The sequence below is a fragment of the Gammaproteobacteria bacterium genome, assembly GCA_015709635.1.
Lineage (GTDB): Bacteria > Pseudomonadota > Gammaproteobacteria > Burkholderiales > Nitrosomonadaceae > Nitrosomonas.
Genome location: CP054180.1, coordinates 3,198,919 through 3,216,784 on the forward strand (window position 1 = coordinate 3,198,919; position 17,866 = coordinate 3,216,784).

The 17,866-nt window shown below is 52.3% G+C and carries 14 protein-coding genes, 1 other RNA gene, 1 pseudogene and 1 riboswitch; of the genes and pseudogenes, 12 read left to right on the plus strand and 4 right to left on the minus strand.

The features are described from left to right. The first annotated feature begins 17 nt into the window (after nucleotides 1–17). Nucleotides 18–470, plus strand: a complete 453-nt coding sequence (locus HRU78_15230) for a rhodanese-like domain-containing protein (GenBank protein ID QOJ24826.1) — start codon at nucleotides 18–20, stop codon at nucleotides 468–470. Nucleotides 471–667: 197 nt separating this feature from the next. Here the strand turns inward: HRU78_15230 and HRU78_15235 are convergent, their stop codons facing one another. The 3 genes from HRU78_15235 to thiC all read right to left on the minus strand — a co-directional run bounded on the left by HRU78_15235 (nucleotide 668) and on the right by thiC (nucleotide 4,185). Then, a complete protein-coding gene (locus tag HRU78_15235) occupies nucleotides 668–1,261 on the minus strand; it encodes a CHRD domain-containing protein (protein QOJ24827.1) in 594 nt (197 codons plus the stop codon). 170 nt (nucleotides 1,262–1,431) lie between these two features. After that, nucleotides 1,432–2,256 (minus strand): undecaprenyl-diphosphate phosphatase, encoded by an 825-nt coding sequence (locus HRU78_15240; GenBank protein QOJ24828.1) that lies wholly within the window; start codon nucleotides 2,254–2,256, stop codon nucleotides 1,432–1,434. A gap of 33 nt (nucleotides 2,257–2,289) precedes the next feature. Further along, complete coding sequence (gene thiC, locus HRU78_15245) at nucleotides 2,290–4,185, minus strand: phosphomethylpyrimidine synthase ThiC (GenBank protein QOJ24829.1); 1,896 nt, start codon at nucleotides 4,183–4,185, stop codon at nucleotides 2,290–2,292. 34 nt (nucleotides 4,186–4,219) lie between these two features. Continuing rightward, a riboswitch (TPP riboswitch) is annotated at nucleotides 4,220–4,326 on the minus strand. 63 nt (nucleotides 4,327–4,389) lie between these two features. Between thiC and HRU78_15250 the strand changes: the two genes are divergently transcribed. The 6 genes and pseudogenes from HRU78_15250 to HRU78_15275 all read left to right on the plus strand — a co-directional run bounded on the left by HRU78_15250 (nucleotide 4,390) and on the right by HRU78_15275 (nucleotide 10,112). Next, nucleotides 4,390–5,043 (plus strand): protein-L-isoaspartate O-methyltransferase, encoded by a 654-nt coding sequence (locus tag HRU78_15250; GenBank protein ID QOJ24830.1) that lies wholly within the window; start codon nucleotides 4,390–4,392, stop codon nucleotides 5,041–5,043. Between the two features lie 88 nt (nucleotides 5,044–5,131). Beyond that, nucleotides 5,132–6,475, plus strand: a complete 1,344-nt coding sequence (locus tag HRU78_15255) for a TolC family outer membrane protein (GenBank protein ID QOJ24831.1) — start codon at nucleotides 5,132–5,134, stop codon at nucleotides 6,473–6,475. 573 nt (nucleotides 6,476–7,048) lie between these two features. Beyond that, nucleotides 7,049–7,795 carry a hypothetical protein gene (locus HRU78_15260; GenBank protein ID QOJ24832.1) on the plus strand — a complete coding sequence of 249 codons (747 nt, stop codon included), beginning with the start codon at nucleotides 7,049–7,051 and terminating at the stop codon, nucleotides 7,793–7,795. Then, entirely contained in the window at nucleotides 7,740–8,993 is a 1,254-nt protein-coding gene (locus tag HRU78_15265; GenBank protein QOJ24833.1) for a S8 family serine peptidase, read from the plus strand. Before HRU78_15260 ends, HRU78_15265 begins: the two co-directional genes overlap by 56 nt. Nucleotides 8,994–8,996: 3 nt before the next feature. Beyond that, entirely contained in the window at nucleotides 8,997–9,647 is a 651-nt protein-coding gene (locus HRU78_15270) for a hypothetical protein (GenBank protein QOJ24834.1), read from the plus strand. Nucleotides 9,648–9,935: 288 nt separating this feature from the next. Continuing rightward, a pseudogene (locus tag HRU78_15275) lies at nucleotides 9,936–10,112 on the plus strand (channel protein TolC). A gap of 44 nt (nucleotides 10,113–10,156) precedes the next feature. On the opposite strand, the gene HRU78_15280 reads toward HRU78_15275, so the two are convergent. Next, the gene (locus HRU78_15280; protein QOJ24835.1) at nucleotides 10,157–13,477 is read right to left on the minus strand and encodes a mechanosensitive ion channel; all 3,321 of its coding nucleotides are present in this window, start codon (nucleotides 13,475–13,477) and stop codon (nucleotides 10,157–10,159) included. A gap of 235 nt (nucleotides 13,478–13,712) precedes the next feature. Here HRU78_15280 and rnpB point away from each other — a divergent pair. The 5 genes from rnpB to HRU78_15305 all read left to right on the plus strand — a co-directional run bounded on the left by rnpB (nucleotide 13,713) and on the right by HRU78_15305 (nucleotide 17,796). After that, an RNA gene (rnpB, locus tag HRU78_15285) (RNase P RNA component class A) lies at nucleotides 13,713–14,012 on the plus strand. 82 nt (nucleotides 14,013–14,094) lie between these two features. After that, nucleotides 14,095–15,483, plus strand: a complete 1,389-nt coding sequence (pcnB, locus tag HRU78_15290) for a polynucleotide adenylyltransferase PcnB (protein ID QOJ24836.1) — start codon at nucleotides 14,095–14,097, stop codon at nucleotides 15,481–15,483. A 12-nt stretch (nucleotides 15,484–15,495) separates the two neighbouring features. After that, the gene (folK, locus tag HRU78_15295) at nucleotides 15,496–15,984 is read left to right on the plus strand and encodes a 2-amino-4-hydroxy-6-hydroxymethyldihydropteridine diphosphokinase (GenBank protein QOJ24837.1); all 489 of its coding nucleotides are present in this window, start codon (nucleotides 15,496–15,498) and stop codon (nucleotides 15,982–15,984) included. A gap of 182 nt (nucleotides 15,985–16,166) precedes the next feature. Then, nucleotides 16,167–16,958 (plus strand): 3-methyl-2-oxobutanoate hydroxymethyltransferase, encoded by a 792-nt coding sequence (gene panB / locus HRU78_15300; protein ID QOJ24838.1) that lies wholly within the window; start codon nucleotides 16,167–16,169, stop codon nucleotides 16,956–16,958. 13 nt (nucleotides 16,959–16,971) lie between these two features. Continuing rightward, nucleotides 16,972–17,796, plus strand: coding sequence for a pantoate--beta-alanine ligase (locus HRU78_15305; protein QOJ24839.1), 825 nt, complete (start codon nucleotides 16,972–16,974; stop codon nucleotides 17,794–17,796). Nucleotides 17,797–17,866 lie beyond the last annotated feature (70 nt).

Sequence of the window (17,866 nt, forward strand, 5' to 3'; positions counted from 1 at the left end):
CATCGTTAGGACTATTTATGGAAACACTCGCAGCAATACTGGAAAAAGCGCAGCAACGCGCGCAAGAATTGGGGCTTCCGTACAAAGGCGCACTGCTGCCGATGGAAGCTTACCGTATGTTACAGGAACACTCGCAAGCACAATTGGTCGATGTGCGCTCACGCGCCGAGCTGGATTGGGTCGGACGTATTCCCGGTGCAGCGGAAATCGAACTGCGCTCGTACCCCGGCATGCAACCCAACCCTGATTTCCTCGATCAACTCTCGGAGCAAGTCGACAAAAACCTGCCTGTTTTGTTTATCTGCCGCAGCGGCGCGCGCTCAAACCAAGCAGCGGCAATGGCCACGGACATGGACTTTGCCGAGTGCTACAACATTCTGGAAGGATTTGAAGGCGATCGCGATGAACAGGGCCATCGCGGTAAAGCATCCGGCTGGAAGGTCGCCGGTTTGCCGTGGGTGCAAAGTTAGTAACGGCGATAAAACAAGAGCCTCATGAGAGGCTCTTGCCTATATTCAATAAATTTGCTCCACGCGCCCTGCACCTATCCCCGCGGCAAGACCGCGGGGTATTACGGCGCAGAAAACCAAAAACGGCGCGCTACGCTGACTTCAAAAACACAAAAACTATAATGCTCCCCGTGGCAAGACCACGGGGAATCGCAAGTTCAAACGGTTTCACGCCGGGTGCGACGCGCAAAGATTGTCAAAACGCCCAGACCGACCAGCAATAATGCATAGCTTTCGGGCTCCGGCACCGGGCTCAACAATCCACGTATCTCGCCTCCCGGGAACAAATTGGTATGAATGTTAAAGTAAGCCTTTCCCGCATCAAGACCGAGCACCAGATCGTTGAACGCCGAACTGACGGTGCCGCCATGGTTGGTGATAAAAGCCGGATTGTAACTGGAAGCTAACGCCATATCGAAGGTATGATCGTATGCGCCCGCTGTTACGCCCAAAGGAAAACCGATGAAGGATGGCAGTTGGGTTGCAACACCGACATTGGTTCCCGGATCCGTGCAGCAGTGGATATGCGCCGCTGTCACATTTCCCAGCAGACCGCTGAAATTGGCCTCGACCCGCATCGTCACCAAGTCAAAGTCGATCGTAACCAGCACCGAGCCGGTTGCGGGTGACGCATTCGCGGGCACCTCACTGCTACCGAGCAAAGGTGCGGCATATTTCGCCTCGTGTGCTGCAACCGGTAGCGTTGCACTGATAAAAACAAAGAAGCCTAAAAGTAATTTATGGATATTCATGATTTTTATCTCCGAGTTATAGGAAAAAATATATTTTCCCAAGGAGAAATGTACTGAAAGTCAAATAGGCAGTCAAACGAATTGTCCGGTGATTTCAACATCGCCGGGCTGGTACTCGATGAGAGCAAATAAAAGAATTTAACCGGTTAATTTTAAGAATGAATTTTTACTCACATCTCCGACCAGCCGATCACGCCGGTATACGCCGTGACCAAAATTACCACGCCAAAAACAATCCGGTACCAGGCAAAAACGGTGAAATCATGATTGCTGACGAATCGCAGCAAACCGCGCACGGCCAGTAGAGCGCTAAAGAAGGCGGCAATGAAACCTGCCGCAATGAGCGTCAAATCATTCCAATCCAGCAATTCACGGTTTTTATAGAGATCGTAAAAAGTGGCGGCGAACATGGTCGGTATCGCCAGAAAAAACGAAAATTCCGCAGCCGCTTTGCGCGACAGACCGAAAAACAAACCGCCGATGATCGTGGCACCCGAGCGCGAAGTGCCCGGAATCAGGGCCAGGCATTGCGCCAATCCAATCTTCAGTGCGTGTTTCCAATCCATGTCATCGACTCGTTCAACTTCGACAACATGCGCTCTGCGCTCCGCCCATAAAATCAGCAAACCGCCGATGATCAGCGCCAGCGCCACCGGTATGGGATGAAACAAATAGGACTTGATCGTCTTGATGAACAGCAAACCGAGAATTGCAGCCGGCAGGAATGCGATCATCAAGTTAACGACGAAGCGGTTCGCAGCCGCACTGCGGCCAATGCCACGAACCACTTCCACCACCTTGCCACGATATTCCCAGCAAACCGCCAGGATTGCACCGAGCTGAATCGCAATGGTGAAAACCTTGGCGCGCTCGCCGGTGAAACCGAGCAAATCACCGAATAAAATCAAATGTCCGGTGGATGAAACCGGCAGAAACTCGGTCAATCCCTCAACAACGCCGAGGATCAGCGCTTTTAGCAGTAGAACCAAATCCATAGCGTTCTTGTTAAGTCTTTATAAAATTGAAAATCACAACTTGCTGTAGATCTCGGCACCCTTTTCCTTGAATTCCGCCGATTTCTGCGCCATGCCCACGGTCAGCGCTTCATCCTCGGCAACCCCTTGATTGGCGGCATAGTCGCGCACATCCTGGGTAATTTTCATCGAACAGAAGTGCGGGCCACACATGGAACAAAAATGCGCCACCTTGGCACCTTCCTGCGGCAGGGTTTCATCGTGGAATTGCTGCGCTTTGTCGGGATCGAGACTCAGGTTGAACTGATCCTCCCAGCGGAATTCGAAGCGTGCCTTGGATAACGCGTTATCGCGGATCTGTGCACCGGGATGGCCTTTCGCCAGATCGGCGGCATGCGCGGCAATCTTATATGTGATGATGCCGTCCTTGACATCGTCCTTGTCCGGCAATCCCAAGTGTTCCTTCGGCGTCACATAACACAGCATCGCCGTGCCGTACCAGCCGATCATTGCCGCGCCGATGGCAGAAGTGATGTGATCGTAACCCGGCGCGATGTCGGTGGTCAGCGGCCCTAATGTATAAAAAGGCGCTTCGTCGCAATGTTTCAACTGCAATTCCATGTTTTCCTTGATCAGGTGCATCGGCACATGGCCCGGGCCTTCGATCATCGTCTGCACATCGTGTTTCCAGGCAATTTTCGTTAATTCGCCGAGTGTTCTCAGTTCGGCAAATTGCGCTTCGTCGTTGGCGTCATAGATCGAGCCGGGGCGCAGCCCATCGCCGAGCGAGAAGCTGACATCGTACGCCTTCATGATCTCGCAGATTTCTTCGAAATGCGTATACAGGAAACTTTCCTTGTGGTGCGCCAGGCACCATTTCGCCATGATCGAACCGCCGCGCGACACGATGCCGGTCATGCGCTTCGCGGTCATCGGCACGTACGCCAGACGCACACCGGCATGAATGGTGAAGTAATCCACGCCTTGTTCGGCTTGCTCGATCAGCGTGTCACGGAAAATTTCCCAAGTCAGTTCTTCCGACTTACCGTCGACTTTTTCCAATGCCTGATAAATCGGCACGGTGCCGATCGGCACCGGGCTGTTACGGATGATCCATTCGCGCGTTTCATGAATGTTTTTACCCGTGGATAAATCCATCACCGTATCGCCGCCCCAGCGGATCGCCCAGGTCATTTTTTCCACTTCTTCCTGGATGCTCGATCCCAACGCGGAATTGCCGATATTGGCGTTGATTTTCACCAGGAAATTGCGTCCGATGATCATCGGTTCCGATTCCGGGTGATTGATGTTGGCCGGGATGATGGCGCGCCCGCGCGCCACTTCGTCGCGCACGAATTCCGGCGTGATCATCCGCGGCAATGCAGCACCGAAATCCTGCCCCGGGTGCTGGCGCGTCAGCAACTCATGATGCTGCGCACCCAACGCTTCCGCGCGCTGATTTTCCCGGATGGCGATGTATTCCATTTCCGGCGTGATGATGCCACGGCGGGCATAGTGCATTTGCGAGACATTCAGTCCGGCCTTGGCGCGGCGCGGCTGGCGCTGCAAGTTGAAGCGCATGTCGGCTAATTTTGGATCATTCAGACGTGCTTGGCTGTAAGCGGAGTTATGGCTCGCCAGGATTTCAGTATCATTGCGCTCGGCAATCCACTGTTCGCGCAACGCTGGCAAACCAGAACGGATGTCGATTTTGACCGCAGGGTCGGTATAGGGACCGGAAGTATCGTACACCCAGATCGGTGGATTCTTTTCGCCGCCCGAACGGGTATGGGTATCGGTCTGAGCAATTTCGCGCATCGGCACGCGGATATCGGGGCGCGAGCCTTGCACGTAGATTTTGCGCGAATTCGGCAGCGGCTTTATCGCGGCGGCATCGACTTCGGCTGTGGCACTGGAAAAACTTTTCTGGTTTAAAACTGTAATACTCATAGAGTGCTCCTTAAATAAATGCCATAAAGAGCGGGAGGATGAATCCCAGCTTCCCTACGGCGGGATTATCCGCGTCAGGTAATAAGGGACTTTCTCACCAAATTATCAGAGAATTCTGAAAACGGACCCCTAGCTGATGCTGTGAAGCTAATGGAAATGTGAAATAATTGCAAGTCTAACTTCAATTAGGAATATGGATTGGAAATGAATATTGAACAAACCCGGTTTAATATGGTGGCACAGCAAATTCGGACATGGTATGTATTGGATGATAACGTGCTGGATTTATTATACAAAGTAAAACGTGAAGAATTCGTGCTCGCAGAAAACCGCACGGTGGCTTTTGTCGATATGGAGATTCCGCTCGGTCACGATCAAGTGATGCTGACGCCGAAAATGGAAGCGCGCATTCTGCAGGAACTTCATATCAAAAAGACCGACAAAATTCTTGAAGTCGGCAGCGGCAGCGGCTACATGACCGCGTTGCTGGCCGATCGCGGCGCGCATGTGTACAGCGTCGAAATCATACCCGAACTGAAAACCATGGCGGAAAACAATCTGAAAGCGCATAACATTACCAATGTCACCATCGAACAAGGCGATGCCGCGCGCGGCTGGGCCAAGCATGAACCATACGACGTAATCGTGTTGACCGCATCGACACCGGTTTTGCCGGATGCTTTCCAAAACAGCCTGAATCCGGGCGGCCGTTTGTTCGCCATAGTCGGTGAAGATCCCGTCATGGAAGCGGTATTGGTCACCTGCACAGCACCCGGCGAATTCACCACCACCACGCTGTTTGAAACCAGCACGGCGCCACTCATCAATGCGCAGCAACCGGTAAGGTTTACCTTTTGAGTATTCAAGCAAGTCCGCGTGTCATTTCCCGCAGCAATCAACGTATAGCTGAAGCATCACCGGCTCCGGGCTATTGCCGGAAATCACTATGAAATTCGTGCCATTCGTTATTGCTGTGAGTGTCGGCATGCTCGCGCATTCCGTGTTGCAGGCTGCCGATCTGATGGGTATCTATCAGGAAGCGCTGGCACAAGATGCCCAGTTCAAGTCTGCGCGAGCCGCCTATGAAGCGGCGCAGGAGAAAGTACCGCAAGGCAGGGCCGGTTTTTTGCCAAACATCACCTTGGCCGCCACGCGTCAGGTGCAGGAAGTTGATGTAGGAAAAACAACCAGTGCCGGCATAACAACCAATCCTTCGCCGCATACCATCCAAAGCGGCGGTGTAACGATAACCGCAACGCAACCGATCTTCCGCATGCAAAATATCGTCATTTATCAGCAATCGAAAATTGAAGTCAGCAAAGCCGAATCACAATTCATCGTTGCCGGGCAGGATCTCATTTTGCGCGTGGCGCAAGCCTATTTCGACGTGCTGGACGCGCAGATCGATGTCGAAGTCAACGAAGCGCAGAAAAAGGCCATTCTGATCCAGCTCGAGCAAGCCAAGCGCAACTTTGAAGTGGGTGTTTCGACCATCATCGATACCAATGAAGCACAAGCGCGCTATGATCTGACGCTGTCGCAGGAAATCGCCGCACGTAATGTATTGGAAATCAAACGGCGTGCCTTGCAAGGCATTATTGATCGCCTCCCGGAGAATCTTACCGGCGCCAGGGAAATTGCCAACAACTTGGCCACATTAAAATACGGCAGCATGGATGAATGGGTACATGCCGCGGAAGACAAAAACTTTACACTGAAAACCCAGCAAGCCGCTTATGAATCAGCGCATCAAAACGTTAAAAAAATCTGGGCGCAGCATTACCCGACACTGGATCTGGTAGCCCAGCATAGTACGCAGACCGGTGTCGGTGCGACGATTACCGGCCGCGGGATCGATCTCACTTCCCAATCCATCGGTTTGCAGCTCAACATGCCCCTATTTCAGGGCTTTTCCGTGCAATCCCAAGTGCGCGAGGCGATGGCGCTGCAAAACAAGGCGTTGCACGATCTGGAAAACACCCGCCGTAACATCACGATACAGGCACGCCAGCAGTATCTGAACGTAACCAACGGTATTGCCCAGGTCAAAGCGCTGAAGCAAGCCTTGGTTTCCAGTCAAAGCCAACTGGATTCCACCATTCTAGGGTTACAAGTAGGCGTCAGAACCGAAGTCGATGTACTCAACGCCCAGCAGCAGATGTATGCCGCCAAGCGTGACCTGGCCAAGGCCTACCACAGCTATCTGATGTCCCGGTTGCGTTTGAGCGCGGAAGCCGGCGAGCTGGATGAAGACACGCTGACGGAAATCAATGCGATGCTGGTTAAGTAGTCGATACCAAGTATCTCTTTGCTAAAAAGAGGTAGTGCATTTTTCTTGCACGATCACATTGCAAACCAATATTATTTGAAAGATAATTTCATCAGCAATGAAATGTCCTTTAGCAGATTAATTTCATCCTACTAACCCTTTCCTTGCGCAAGCAATCGCAGTTCCTGAACAAAGTAAGTGTTTAAAATCCCGGATTCTTAAGGAAGCACTGGTTAATTGACTATACGAGCGGATCACTTCGTTGCTCGGCACTCGCTTCCTCGCCTATCTTGTTGATATGTCCCGGTTGCTGTGTTCCGCGCGCCTCGTGCTTCATCTCGTTCGCCGAATTAATCAGCGTTTCCTTAACTCCTTATGAAGGAATAATAATGAAACAACAAAATCAGGCATCAGGCATCAAGCATCAAGCATCAATTAATTCTAATCTTTCTTGTTTCGATTCTCTTTTTATCCACATCGCCATGGGCAGCCCGGTATGAGGCGAACGACTACGAAAATTTGCTTGGCGAAGCTAATTCAAAAGGCTTTGTCCGGGTATTAATTTTACTGGATGATACCGTCACGCTCGAACGCATGACAGATGAGCAGGATTCATTAAGCACGATACTGGAAGAAAAAGCTCAAAAAGTTCTCTCGGAACTGGGACAAAATGCCCTGCCATCCGGCTACTGGAACAACGGCATCGGCCAAATGGGCGCGTACGTTAACGAAAGCGGCCTCCATATTTTAGCCGCAAGCGATCAAGCAATTTCTTTTGTCCGCGACATCACGCATCCATACCGTATCAAAGCGGCTGATGCCGATGGTAGTCTTGATGCTGTTGAAAAGATGATCATCGCCAACGGCTCCGCGGATGTTGAAATTTTTCTCAACGTCGATGCAGTTGATTACGACATCGACCGTTCAGGAAAAACCGTGCTAAGTCCTTCCGCGGCAATGTCAACGCAGGCGCAAACAATCAAAAGCGCTATCCTCAAGGAGAATCATGCAAACGGAATCAAAAACCTGGAAGATGATTTTTCGGCGCGGCCGGTCATGCGTGCGAATATCGACCGGACCGCTTTCCATGCCTTGATCGAGCGCGACGACATTCGCGCGATCCGTCCCATTAACTATGCGGATCCGCGCGTTGCGCAATGGCCGGACGAAGTCCTGGAAGCCGCCAAGCAATTTGGCGAAGCGGAAGTAATGATTACCTTACGTGGCGGGGATTTATTTACGCCCAAAACCGGCTACCTATCGGAAACAGCTATCAAATCCCAAGTTGCAGCCAATCAAACGGGCTTTAAAAGATATCATCGCCCAGACCGGCGCGCTTGATCCCGCCGAGGAATCGCTATCGGGCGCGAATATCGGCGTATTGCACATGCGGCTGCCTTTCGAGGCTTTGGCCAAATTGTACGACAGCAAGGACGAAAGGATTCTCAGCGTTGAATTGAATAAACCCGTTGCCTGGACTTCGCTGACCAACAGCACGAATTTGATGAATCTGCCGCAAGCATGGAATAAAGGTTATCGCGCCGCGGGGCAAAATATCGTTATTATCGATACCGGCGTGCGCAAAAACCACGCCTTTTTCACCACCGGCAGCACCTCCCGGGTTACCTATGAAGCCTGTTTTGGCACGAATGGAGTAGGTCCCGGTGGAGTCACCTATTCGTCGATCTGCCCTAGCCCCGACAGCTTTGGCGACAGTCCGTTAGGTCTTGCCGGATCGGGAGCGCCTTATTCCAACCTCACCGTCTGCAACTCTGCACCTAATCATGATTGTTCGCACGGCACGCACGTTGCCGGAATCGCCGCCGGGCGCCAAAATCCTGTTTTGTCCCCATCAAACTTGCAAGGAGTGGCACCGGATGCCTCGATCATTTCAGTTCAGATTTTTTCTTACAGTGCTAATCCTCCGCAAGGATCGGCATTTACTAGCGACATACAAGCCGCACTTGGTGCAATCGACCAGAATACAGTTGGAACATACAGTCCACACACTGTAAACCTGAGCATAAGTAGTCCGACACTTTATAGTTCTAGTTGTCCTGCTTTTTATAACTCTCAGGTGAGTAATCTTAACTCTAAAGGGATTCCGGTCATTGCTTCGACAGGAAATAATTCTAACAAAGGAGCTATCAGCTCACCCGCATGCACCCCTCTCGTTATTAAAGTAAGCTCGGTTAAAAACGATTCAACGGGCACGACGTTGAGTAATTTTGCAAACATCATCAGTCAATCCACTTTTTCGGGGCCGATTCTGCTTGCACCGGGCGGCGAAGACGGCGGAACCGGGGTTGTTTCCGCACATTTCGCAAATACCATTGCGACTGTTCCAATGTCAGGAACCTCTCAAGCAGCCCCACATGTAGCGGGCTTTTATGCCGCCATCAAGGCCGCAACGCCCGGCACCTCAGTCGCGAACGCCACGGCCTGGATCGCTACCGTCGGCAGCATTCCGGTCACGATCAACTTGCCATTGCCAGTTGGTAATCAAGTCTTTCGCCGCGTTCGCGCACCGAACTTCTAACTCTTGACAGGAGAAAACCCTATGAAACGCTACATTTTTATATCATTTCTTACCGGTATTGGTCTGCTTTTTACATCAACAGTATTAGCAAATGATTCTGAAATTAATACCAAATTCGCCTCACCGGGAAAAATATGTTTCCTACAGACCTACTTATACGCTGAAACCGACAATTTCAAGAGTGTCATGCTGAATCACTATCTGATCGTCCGCAAGGAAGATCATTTCAAAACCGGCGATGTGTTTGTCAGCTTCCGTTTGAAGAGCCAACCGGATGTATTGTGGCTCTATAACGGAGGGGTAAGCTGGATCAAGCAAGAAAAAGAAAAAATACCGGAATTCTTTTATAATTTTGCACAAATTCCATTCGGCCAACTCCAGCCGGTGATTCCGATTTCAATCTCCCCTCAACCTATTGATGTCAGTCCGTATGTGGGAGACGGAGAATTATGGGTCGGCTATGGCTTACGGTCCGAGTCGGAAACGGCGCAGGTATCCTTCGACGAAATGCTGAGCAGTAACCGGTTTAACCTTATTTGGGAAATCGGAAATTCTGTACTACAGCCTCCATTGGGTTCTTCGGTCATCTGTCTTACAATAACCGAAATGACCGAATACACTCCGCTACTAGGAACGTCAGATACAAAAAATTAGTGTCCTTCTTTCATTGGATCGACATTGTTTGTCTTGCAATTTCCTCATGGGAATTGCAAGGCATCCTCGCTATTTTTAGTCTCATAAATTCTTTCGATCTCAAATTATTCTCTTCTCCACCGTGGAATATCGATAAATAACCGTCCGGCACGTGCGGCTTATCAAGCCATGCAGGAAAAACTGGGCAAGATAGCGCTGGTTTTCTCTCGAATGTGACGCTACCGGCCAACCGCACCGAACAACAAATCAACGCCAGCAATAATTAATCCAGTGCTTATCACAATCCACATCGGTGTGCGCACCGAGGTCGACGTGCTCAATGCCCAGCAGCAAATGTTCGCTGCCAAGCGTGATCTGGCCAAGGCTTACCACAGTTATTTGATGTCCCGGTTGCGTTTGAGCGCGGAAGCCGGTGAGCTGGATGAAGACACGCTGACGGAAATCAATGCGATGCTGATCAAATGATCGTGTGCTAAACAAACCGGCTGCTTGACGTCAGCACCAGTTGATCAGCTGTTGGCAACTACTCCCATTTCGATGCCATGCTCGGCAAAGAGCGCGGTGATCCGCGTATTGAGCGCATTTTGAACTTCCATGCGCTCGCCCACTGTGCCCACATAAACCCGCAACTCAAACTCCAGCGATTCCTTGCCGAAAGCCACGAACCAGCACGAAGGCTCCGGTTCCGCCAATACCCGCTGATCCTTTTTGGCCGCCTGCAGCAACAGTGTGCGCACGGTATCGGCATCGGTGCCATAGGCTACCCCCACCTTGATGACGATGCGCGTGATCGTGTCGGTCAGGGTCCAATTGGTCAATTGCCCGGTAATGAAAGTTTTGTTGGGGATGACGATTTCCTTGTTGTCAAAATCCAGCACCGTTGTGGCACGGGTACGAATCTTCGTGACGCGGCCGGAAAAGCCTCCGACGGTAATCACATCGCCGACCCGGAAGGGGCGCTCGAATAACAAAATGATGCCGGACACAAAATTGGCAAAAATTTCCTGCAAACCAAATCCCAATCCCACCGACAAAGCGGCCGCCATCCATTGCAGTTGCGACCAGCGCATGCCGAGCAAACTCAGCCCCACCAAGGTGCCGCCGATCACGATCGCGTACCGCAGCACGCTGGTGATGGCGTAACGCGACGCTGCATCGATACGGATATGCGACAACAGGCTGATTTCGATCAATCCGGGCAGGTTGCGCGCCGCAGCCGTTGTCAGTGCCAGGGTAAAAATACCCAGCAGCACGACCATCAGCGTCACCGGCTGCTGCGTGGTGGCGCCATCGGCACCGGTATCGCTGATATGCCATAACACGATTTCATCGAGACGCGTCATGGCCGGCAATAGGGTTACCCATACCGCGATCAATCCCACGGCCAGCAGACTCAGGCGCAAAGCCCGCAACAACCGCTGCGTCTGGGTATTGACCTGCTCCAGGGTGATATTTTCGTCGGGCTCGAGCATCACTTCTCCGGACTCACCGGCAGCCTGCACTTCGGCCTGCCGGTGTTCTTCCAACCGGCGCAACGCCAGACGCCGTTCCCCGAGTAAAAACCAGCGTCCCAGCATGCCCATGGCAATCGCCACCACGACAATCACAATGAAGCTGGCCAGCATCGATTGCAGAATCATGCCTGCGGAAAAAACATAGCCCGCCAACGCCAGCCCAGCCACCGTCAGCAACATAGCCGGCAGCGTGAAACGCAGGGCTTTACGCAGCAGTGACGGTTCACTTGCTATGCCGCGAATCACCCACAATCGCCCCACATCCAGCAATCGCCACAGCACCCAGGCCAAAATTACGCAACTGAGCACGATGGCCAATCGCGCCTGCACATCGACGGCCAGATCATGCTTGCGGATGAATGCCAGAGAACTGATGAAATACAACGGCAATACGCTCATCGCAATGGACAGCCAATGGCGCAGTGCCGTGCGGCGCTGCTTGGTCCAACGGAAATGCGCGTGCCCCAGACCTCGCTCGATACAGGTCCAGCGCAGAAATTGCACCGCCAGTAGCGGCAATACCATGAGCAGGCAGACCTCACCGAAAGAATGACTGAATCGTCCCGGGCTGCCCACTTGCTGCAGCAATTGCCCGGATAAAGCGAACAAAGCCGGCAGAGGTAGCGCTGCCAAAAAAGTCCATCCCAAAGCTTTCACCGTCATCTGATAGCTATCCTTGCGGATCTGGTAGGTATCCATCGCCAGTGCCTCGATGCGTGCACGAGCGCGATAGCGCAGTTGCAGCATGACCACTACGAACAATAAGCTGATCAACCACGGCACGGGTTGCTGCGAGAAATTTTGCAAACCCAGCTCACCCAAGTTGACAAAGCGCGAGAATTTGATCAAATCCTGCATACCATCCGGCAAACGCTGCAACCAATCGCCATTGACGACGCTATGACCCGGAATCCACAATAAACGGCGGTCCAGCAGTTGTTGCAATTCCTGAGAAAACTGGATCTGCTCCTGTATGGCCTGCTCGCTTCTCTCCAGGGTTGCAATCCGCCGCTGCAACAGGGATTCCAGCAGAAACAGCAATTCGACACGTTTCTGCAGCAACGGCAACAACTGCTTCTTAACGCTTTCTTCAGTCTGGCGTTCATGCGCGGCATCGAAATGCGCATCGATCAGCGCCTGCGAGACCGTGTCGATATCCAGCAAATCCCTCTGCTGCTCGTTGAGCACGATCCGTTCCAAGCGCAGCTCAGCCAGATCAGTGCGAATCAGCTTCAAGCGCTGCTGAAAATGGGCAATCGGTTTCAACCGCCGCCGCTCGCTCCAAAGCCACCGGCCAATACGCTCATTGGCACTTCCCATATCCAGCCGGGTACGGCTGTCCTGCAAATTGACCGCGATCTGCTCCCGGTCCTGTTCGTTGACAGTCAGGGCTTCCCGGTCGCGCGCCAACAGCTCGTTGTGCTGGATCAACTCTTCACCGATAGCGCGATTGGCCTTTGCCGCCGAAGAAAAGACCATGCCCGCTTGCGCCAATTCCTGTTCCCGTTGCAACAACTGTTCATTCAACACCTCCAGCTCGCGCCGGCCCCGGCTGGTTATGCGCTGTTGCAGAAGTTCCACACGCTTTTCGTGCAATCCGGCGCGATAACGCAATTCGTGCAATACCAGTTCATTCTGGCTTTGCCGCTGCGTGGCTGTGTCCTGTTCGGCCAAACGCAATTCCAGCAATGCCTGCAACCGCCGCTGCTCGCTGCTGCGGCGCAAGCTTCGTGCTTCATGCAATGCCGCAGGCTCATCCTTGGACACGACCAATGGCACGGATAATTCTTCGATGCGGCGATGCAGTGTGGCAATCTCCTCTTCGGCCTGGGCCGGCCGCGATAAGGTCAGTGCCAGATCTTCACCGGTCGATTGGATTTGCACACGCAGATCGGCAATGATGGTGCGCTCCCGCTCCAGAATTTGTTCCAGTGTTTCACCGTCGGCATTGGTCGGCAAACGCTTGGACCATTCGTGCAATTCCTGTTCATGGTTCACCGCCAACGCTTTTTGTAGCTGATCCATGCGTTTCGGGTGATCGGCCGTTTCAGCCCGCAGCTCGATCAGGCGCTCTTTCAAAGTCTGTACTTCGCGCTCGTCCGCGCGGGCGGCCTCCAGATAGTCCAGCGCCGCCTGCCGCTGACTGTCGCCCATTTTGCTGCGATCGATCGCCGCACGTGCAGTATCGATGGCCTTGAATACCGATGGCTCGCCTTTCGGGTATGCGGTACCCGGCAGCAGTACGAGCGCCAGGATGCAATTGAACCAAAAGAAAAAAAGCAGCGCTTTGTCATTGAACCGGAACATATGCAACATGGGATAAATTGTGATGGTAAAAATGAATACAGACTTTAGGATCGGGTTGTGAGAACTTAGCACACTTCAGTGCATTACTCACACTTGCATTTCCGGCTTTCCGGTGAATATCAGTACCAATGCCAATGACAGAGAGTTGTATCAGTCACCCATTACACCAAAATTTATGGGTGTATCAGGCGTAACTCATAAATTTATCCTTCTTACCATAAAATATGTTGATAGAATACCCGGCGAAGTTGGCCAGGCAGTCGCTGCCTGTGTTCTCAATGAACACAGGGAGAGGAAAGTCCGGGCTCCACAGAGCAGGATGACGGTTAACGGCCGTCCGCCGTGAGGCGAGGAATAGGGCCACAGAGACGAGCGTATTCAGTTACGGTGAAACGCGGTAACCTCCATCCGGAGCAAGACCAAATAGGCAGGCGATGATGTTGCTCGCAGAGCCTGCGGGTAGGTTGCTTGAATGCACGGGTAACCGTGCATCTAGAGGAATGACTGTCCACGACAGAACCCGGCTTACCGGCTGGCTTCACAAAATTTTAATTTGACTGATCCGGATTTAATTGCAATCATCGTGAAAAAACATAACGAGCGTTTAATACCTTATGTAATCCGCAATGATCCGTAAATTTCTCCGCAAGGTATTCAGCCGCAAAACCCCTGTTTCCAAATCGACTGCACAGTTGAATACTATTCCGAATACGCGCCATGGCATCCGGCGTAACCTGATTAACCCATGCGCATTAAAAATCGCCACCAATCTGCAACAGGCCGGGTTTTCCGCCTACATCGTCGGCGGCGCGGTACGCGATTTACTGCTGGGACTGACGCCGAAGGATTTCGACGTGGCGACCAACGCCACTCCGGAAGAAATCCACAAGCTGTTCCGCCGTTCCCGCATCATCGGACGCCGTTTCCGCTTGGTGCATGTGATGTGCGGGGCAGAAACCGTGGAAGTATCCACTTTCCGCGGCCCTTCACCGGACGATGAGGAAGATTCCGCAGTAACGCCATCAACCGATGCGCATGGCCGCCTGTTGCACGATAATGTGTTCGGCAGCCAGGAAGAAGACGCCGTGCGGCGCGACTTCACCGTGAATGCGCTGTTTTACGATCCGGTCAAGGAAGAAATTCTGGACTACCTGAACGGTTACGAGGATATCAAAGAAAAAAAACTGCGGATCATCGGTGATCCGGTGCAGCGCTACCGCGAAGATCCGGTGCGTTTGTTGCGCGCGGTGCGGCTGGCGTCGAAACTCGGCATGCAAATCGATGCGCAAACCGCGCAACCGATCGGCGATCTGGCTTCTTTATTGCAAAACGTCCCGCCGTCCCGCTTATTCGATGAAATGCTCAAGCTGCTGCTATCGGGGCATTCGCTGTCCTGCGTCGTGGAATTGCGTGCACGCGGGCTGCACCACGGCCTTCTGCCGATGCTCGATGTGATCCTGGAGCAGCCGCTGGGCGAGCGTTTTATCACCATCGCACTGAAAAATACCGACGATCGGATCCAACAAAACAAACCGGTTTCACCCGGATTTCTGTTTGCCATTTTGTTGTGGCATGAAGTGCTATCAAACTGGAGCAGCTTGCAGGCATCGGGAGAAAAACCCATGCCCGCTTTATTCAGGGCGATGGATCAAGTGCTCTCGCTGCAGCATGAAAAACTCGCTATCCCGCGCCGCTTCGATGCGGTCATCCAGGAAATATGGTCAATGCAGCCGCGCTTTGAAGTGCGCAGCGGACGCAAACCGTTTCGCCTGATTTCCCACCCGCGTTTCCGCGCGGCTTTCGATTTCATGCTGCTGCGCTGCGAGAGCGGCGAATTAAGCCCGGAATTGGGTGAATGGTGGAAAGCTTTTCTTTCCGCCGGCAGCGAGGAACGGGAAAAAATGCTGCCGAAGCAGACTGCCGGCAAGAAACCCAGGAGAAGACGCAGCCGCAAAAAACCGTCGCCCGGTTCTACAGCGCAGCCGGACAATTCAAACAACCCGGAAAGTTTTTAATTCCCTCACTGCATGAGTAAAAAACCAAGCCAGGCCTTCATCGCTCTGGGCAGCAATCTGGAAAACCCTGTTTCTCAGGTTCAGCAAGCATTCGACGAATTGAAACAACTGCCCGGCACGCAATTGATCCGCCGCTCGTCGCTTTACCGCAGCGCGCCGGTCGGAAAATTGGATCAGCCCGATTTCGTCAACGCGGTGGCACTGATCGAAACCCATCTGGCGCCGCACGATTTGCTGAAGGCCTTATTGGCGATCGAACAACGCCACGGACGTGTGCGCGAATCGCTGAATGCGCCGCGCACGCTGGACCTCGACATTCTGCTGTACGATACACTGCACTTTCAGGATGCGGATTTAACTTTGCCGCACCCGCGTATGACGCAACGCGCGTTCGTATTGATGCCGCTGCTGGAAATCGCCCCGGAATGTAACATCCCGGGTCACGGCGACATTGCGCCACTGCTTGCGGCATGTCATGAACAAAAACTGGAACAAATTTAGAATAAACAACTCCGCGGCAAGATCACAGGGAATTTCAAGTTCAAATTAGGTCCTAGCAATGCCAAGAAACCACTTGCACGCACATCTGTTATGCGCCTTGAAACGTCCATTGGAATGAGCCAAATGCGCTATCATGGTTGCGCAACGGCAAAAGTCCCGATCAGAAATCGATGCAAGGAAATATGAAAATTACCCGAACCACACTGCAAAAAATGATTGAAAATCATGAGAAACTTGCAGTTCTGACTTGTTACGATGCAACTTTTGCAGCCGTGCTGGAAAATGCCGGGGTGGATATGCTGCTGGTGGGTGATTCACTAGGCAATGTATTGCAGGGCGGCGATACGACCTTGACCGTGACATTGGATGAGATGATTTACCACACACGTTGCGTGGCGCGCAGCGCCAACAAGGCGTTCATCATCACCGATATGCCGTTCGGCAGTTATCAGGTTTCTCCCGAACAGGCGTTTGAAAATGCCGCCAGGATCATTGCCGCCGGTGCGCAGATGGTTAAAATCGAGGGTGGCCACATCATGGCGGACACAATTCAGTTCCTGACACAACGTGGCATTCCGGTGTGCGCGCATATTGGCTTGACGCCGCAATCGGTTCATCAGCTCGGCGGATACAAATTACAAGGTGATACGGAAAAATCGGCGAAACAATTGCTCGATGACGCAAAAAGTCTGGAAAAATCCGGCGCTGGCATGCTGGTCATGGAAGTAGTACCAGCCAAGTTGGCGAAAAAGATCACCCAAGCGTTATCCATTCCGACCATCGGCATCGGCGCAGGCCCTGATTGCTCGGGGCAGGTTCTGGTGCTGCACGACATGCTGGGAATATCCCAAGGTAAAAAACCCCGCTTCGTCAAGGATTTTATGCAAGACGCCAAAAGCATCCCGGAAGCGGTGGCTCAATATGTTCAAGCTGTAAAATCCGGGCAGTTTCCCGGTAACGAACACGTATTCTGATACCCGGAAGTTTATGAACACACTGAGCGACATTGCCGCCGTACGGGAAAGTCTCCGCGGCGAAAAAAACATTGCGTTCGTTCCCACCATGGGCAATCTGCATGAAGGTCATCTCGCGCTGATAAAGCAAGCAAAGCAGTTATCCGACTGCATGGTGGTCAGCATTTTTGTCAACCGCTTGCAATTCCTGCCACATGAGGATTTCGACCGCTATCCGCGCACTTTGGAAGAAGATTGCCAGGCGCTGTCTGCGCTGAATGTCAAGACCGTTTTCGCACCCAATGAAAAAATTCTTTTCCCAACACCGCAAGAATTCTTGTTAGCATTACCGCCTGTAGCAGATACCCTGGAAGGAAAATTTCGTCCGGGTTTTTTTCGTGGTGTTGCAACAATCGTATTGAAATTATTCAATATTATTCAACCTGACCTCGCTGTCTTTGGCAAAAAGGATTATCAGCAGTTGCATATAGTGCGTGAAATGGTGCGGCAATTAAACTTACCCATTAACATTGTGGCCGGCGAGACTGTCCGCGCCGCGGATGGGTTGGCATTAAGCTCGCGCAACCAATACCTGAACAGCGCACAACGTGCGGAAGCTTGCCATCTTTACCAAACATTGCAACAGATCAAGCAGGAAATCATCTCCGGCTGCCAGGACTTTCAGACGTTACAGGAAAACGCCTCGCGCAACCTAGCGCAACGCGGCTGGAACGTTGATTACATCAGTGTGCATGAACGTAATTCCTTACGGCTTGCACAACCCCCGGACCAGGATTTGGTCGTTTTAGCCGCAGCCTGGCTCGGTAACACGCGATTAATCGATAATCTGGAAATTTAGCAACAATTTTTTTAACTCGCATTGCATGATGACCGCCTTTCCAAACCAGACAGACGAAGAACAAAAAATG

Coding starts and splice junctions, on each gene's coding strand:
- HRU78_15230 (QOJ24826.1), top strand. CDS start 18: ATGGAAACACTCGCAGCAATACTGGAAAAAGCGCAGCAACGCGCGCAA.
- HRU78_15235 (QOJ24827.1), bottom strand. CDS start 1,261: ATGAATATCCATAAATTACTTTTAGGCTTCTTTGTTTTTATCAGTGCA.
- HRU78_15240 (QOJ24828.1), bottom strand. CDS start 2,256: ATGGATTTGGTTCTACTGCTAAAAGCGCTGATCCTCGGCGTTGTTGAG.
- thiC (QOJ24829.1), bottom strand. CDS start 4,185: ATGAGTATTACAGTTTTAAACCAGAAAAGTTTTTCCAGTGCCACAGCC.
- HRU78_15250 (QOJ24830.1), top strand. CDS start 4,390: ATGAATATTGAACAAACCCGGTTTAATATGGTGGCACAGCAAATTCGG.
- HRU78_15255 (QOJ24831.1), top strand. CDS start 5,132: ATGAAATTCGTGCCATTCGTTATTGCTGTGAGTGTCGGCATGCTCGCG.
- HRU78_15260 (QOJ24832.1), top strand. CDS start 7,049: ATGACAGATGAGCAGGATTCATTAAGCACGATACTGGAAGAAAAAGCT.
- HRU78_15280 (QOJ24835.1), bottom strand. CDS start 13,477: ATGTTGCATATGTTCCGGTTCAATGACAAAGCGCTGCTTTTTTTCTTT.
- pcnB (QOJ24836.1), top strand. CDS start 14,095: ATGATCCGTAAATTTCTCCGCAAGGTATTCAGCCGCAAAACCCCTGTT.
- folK (QOJ24837.1), top strand. CDS start 15,496: ATGAGTAAAAAACCAAGCCAGGCCTTCATCGCTCTGGGCAGCAATCTG.
- panB (QOJ24838.1), top strand. CDS start 16,167: ATGAAAATTACCCGAACCACACTGCAAAAAATGATTGAAAATCATGAG.
- HRU78_15305 (QOJ24839.1), top strand. CDS start 16,972: ATGAACACACTGAGCGACATTGCCGCCGTACGGGAAAGTCTCCGCGGC.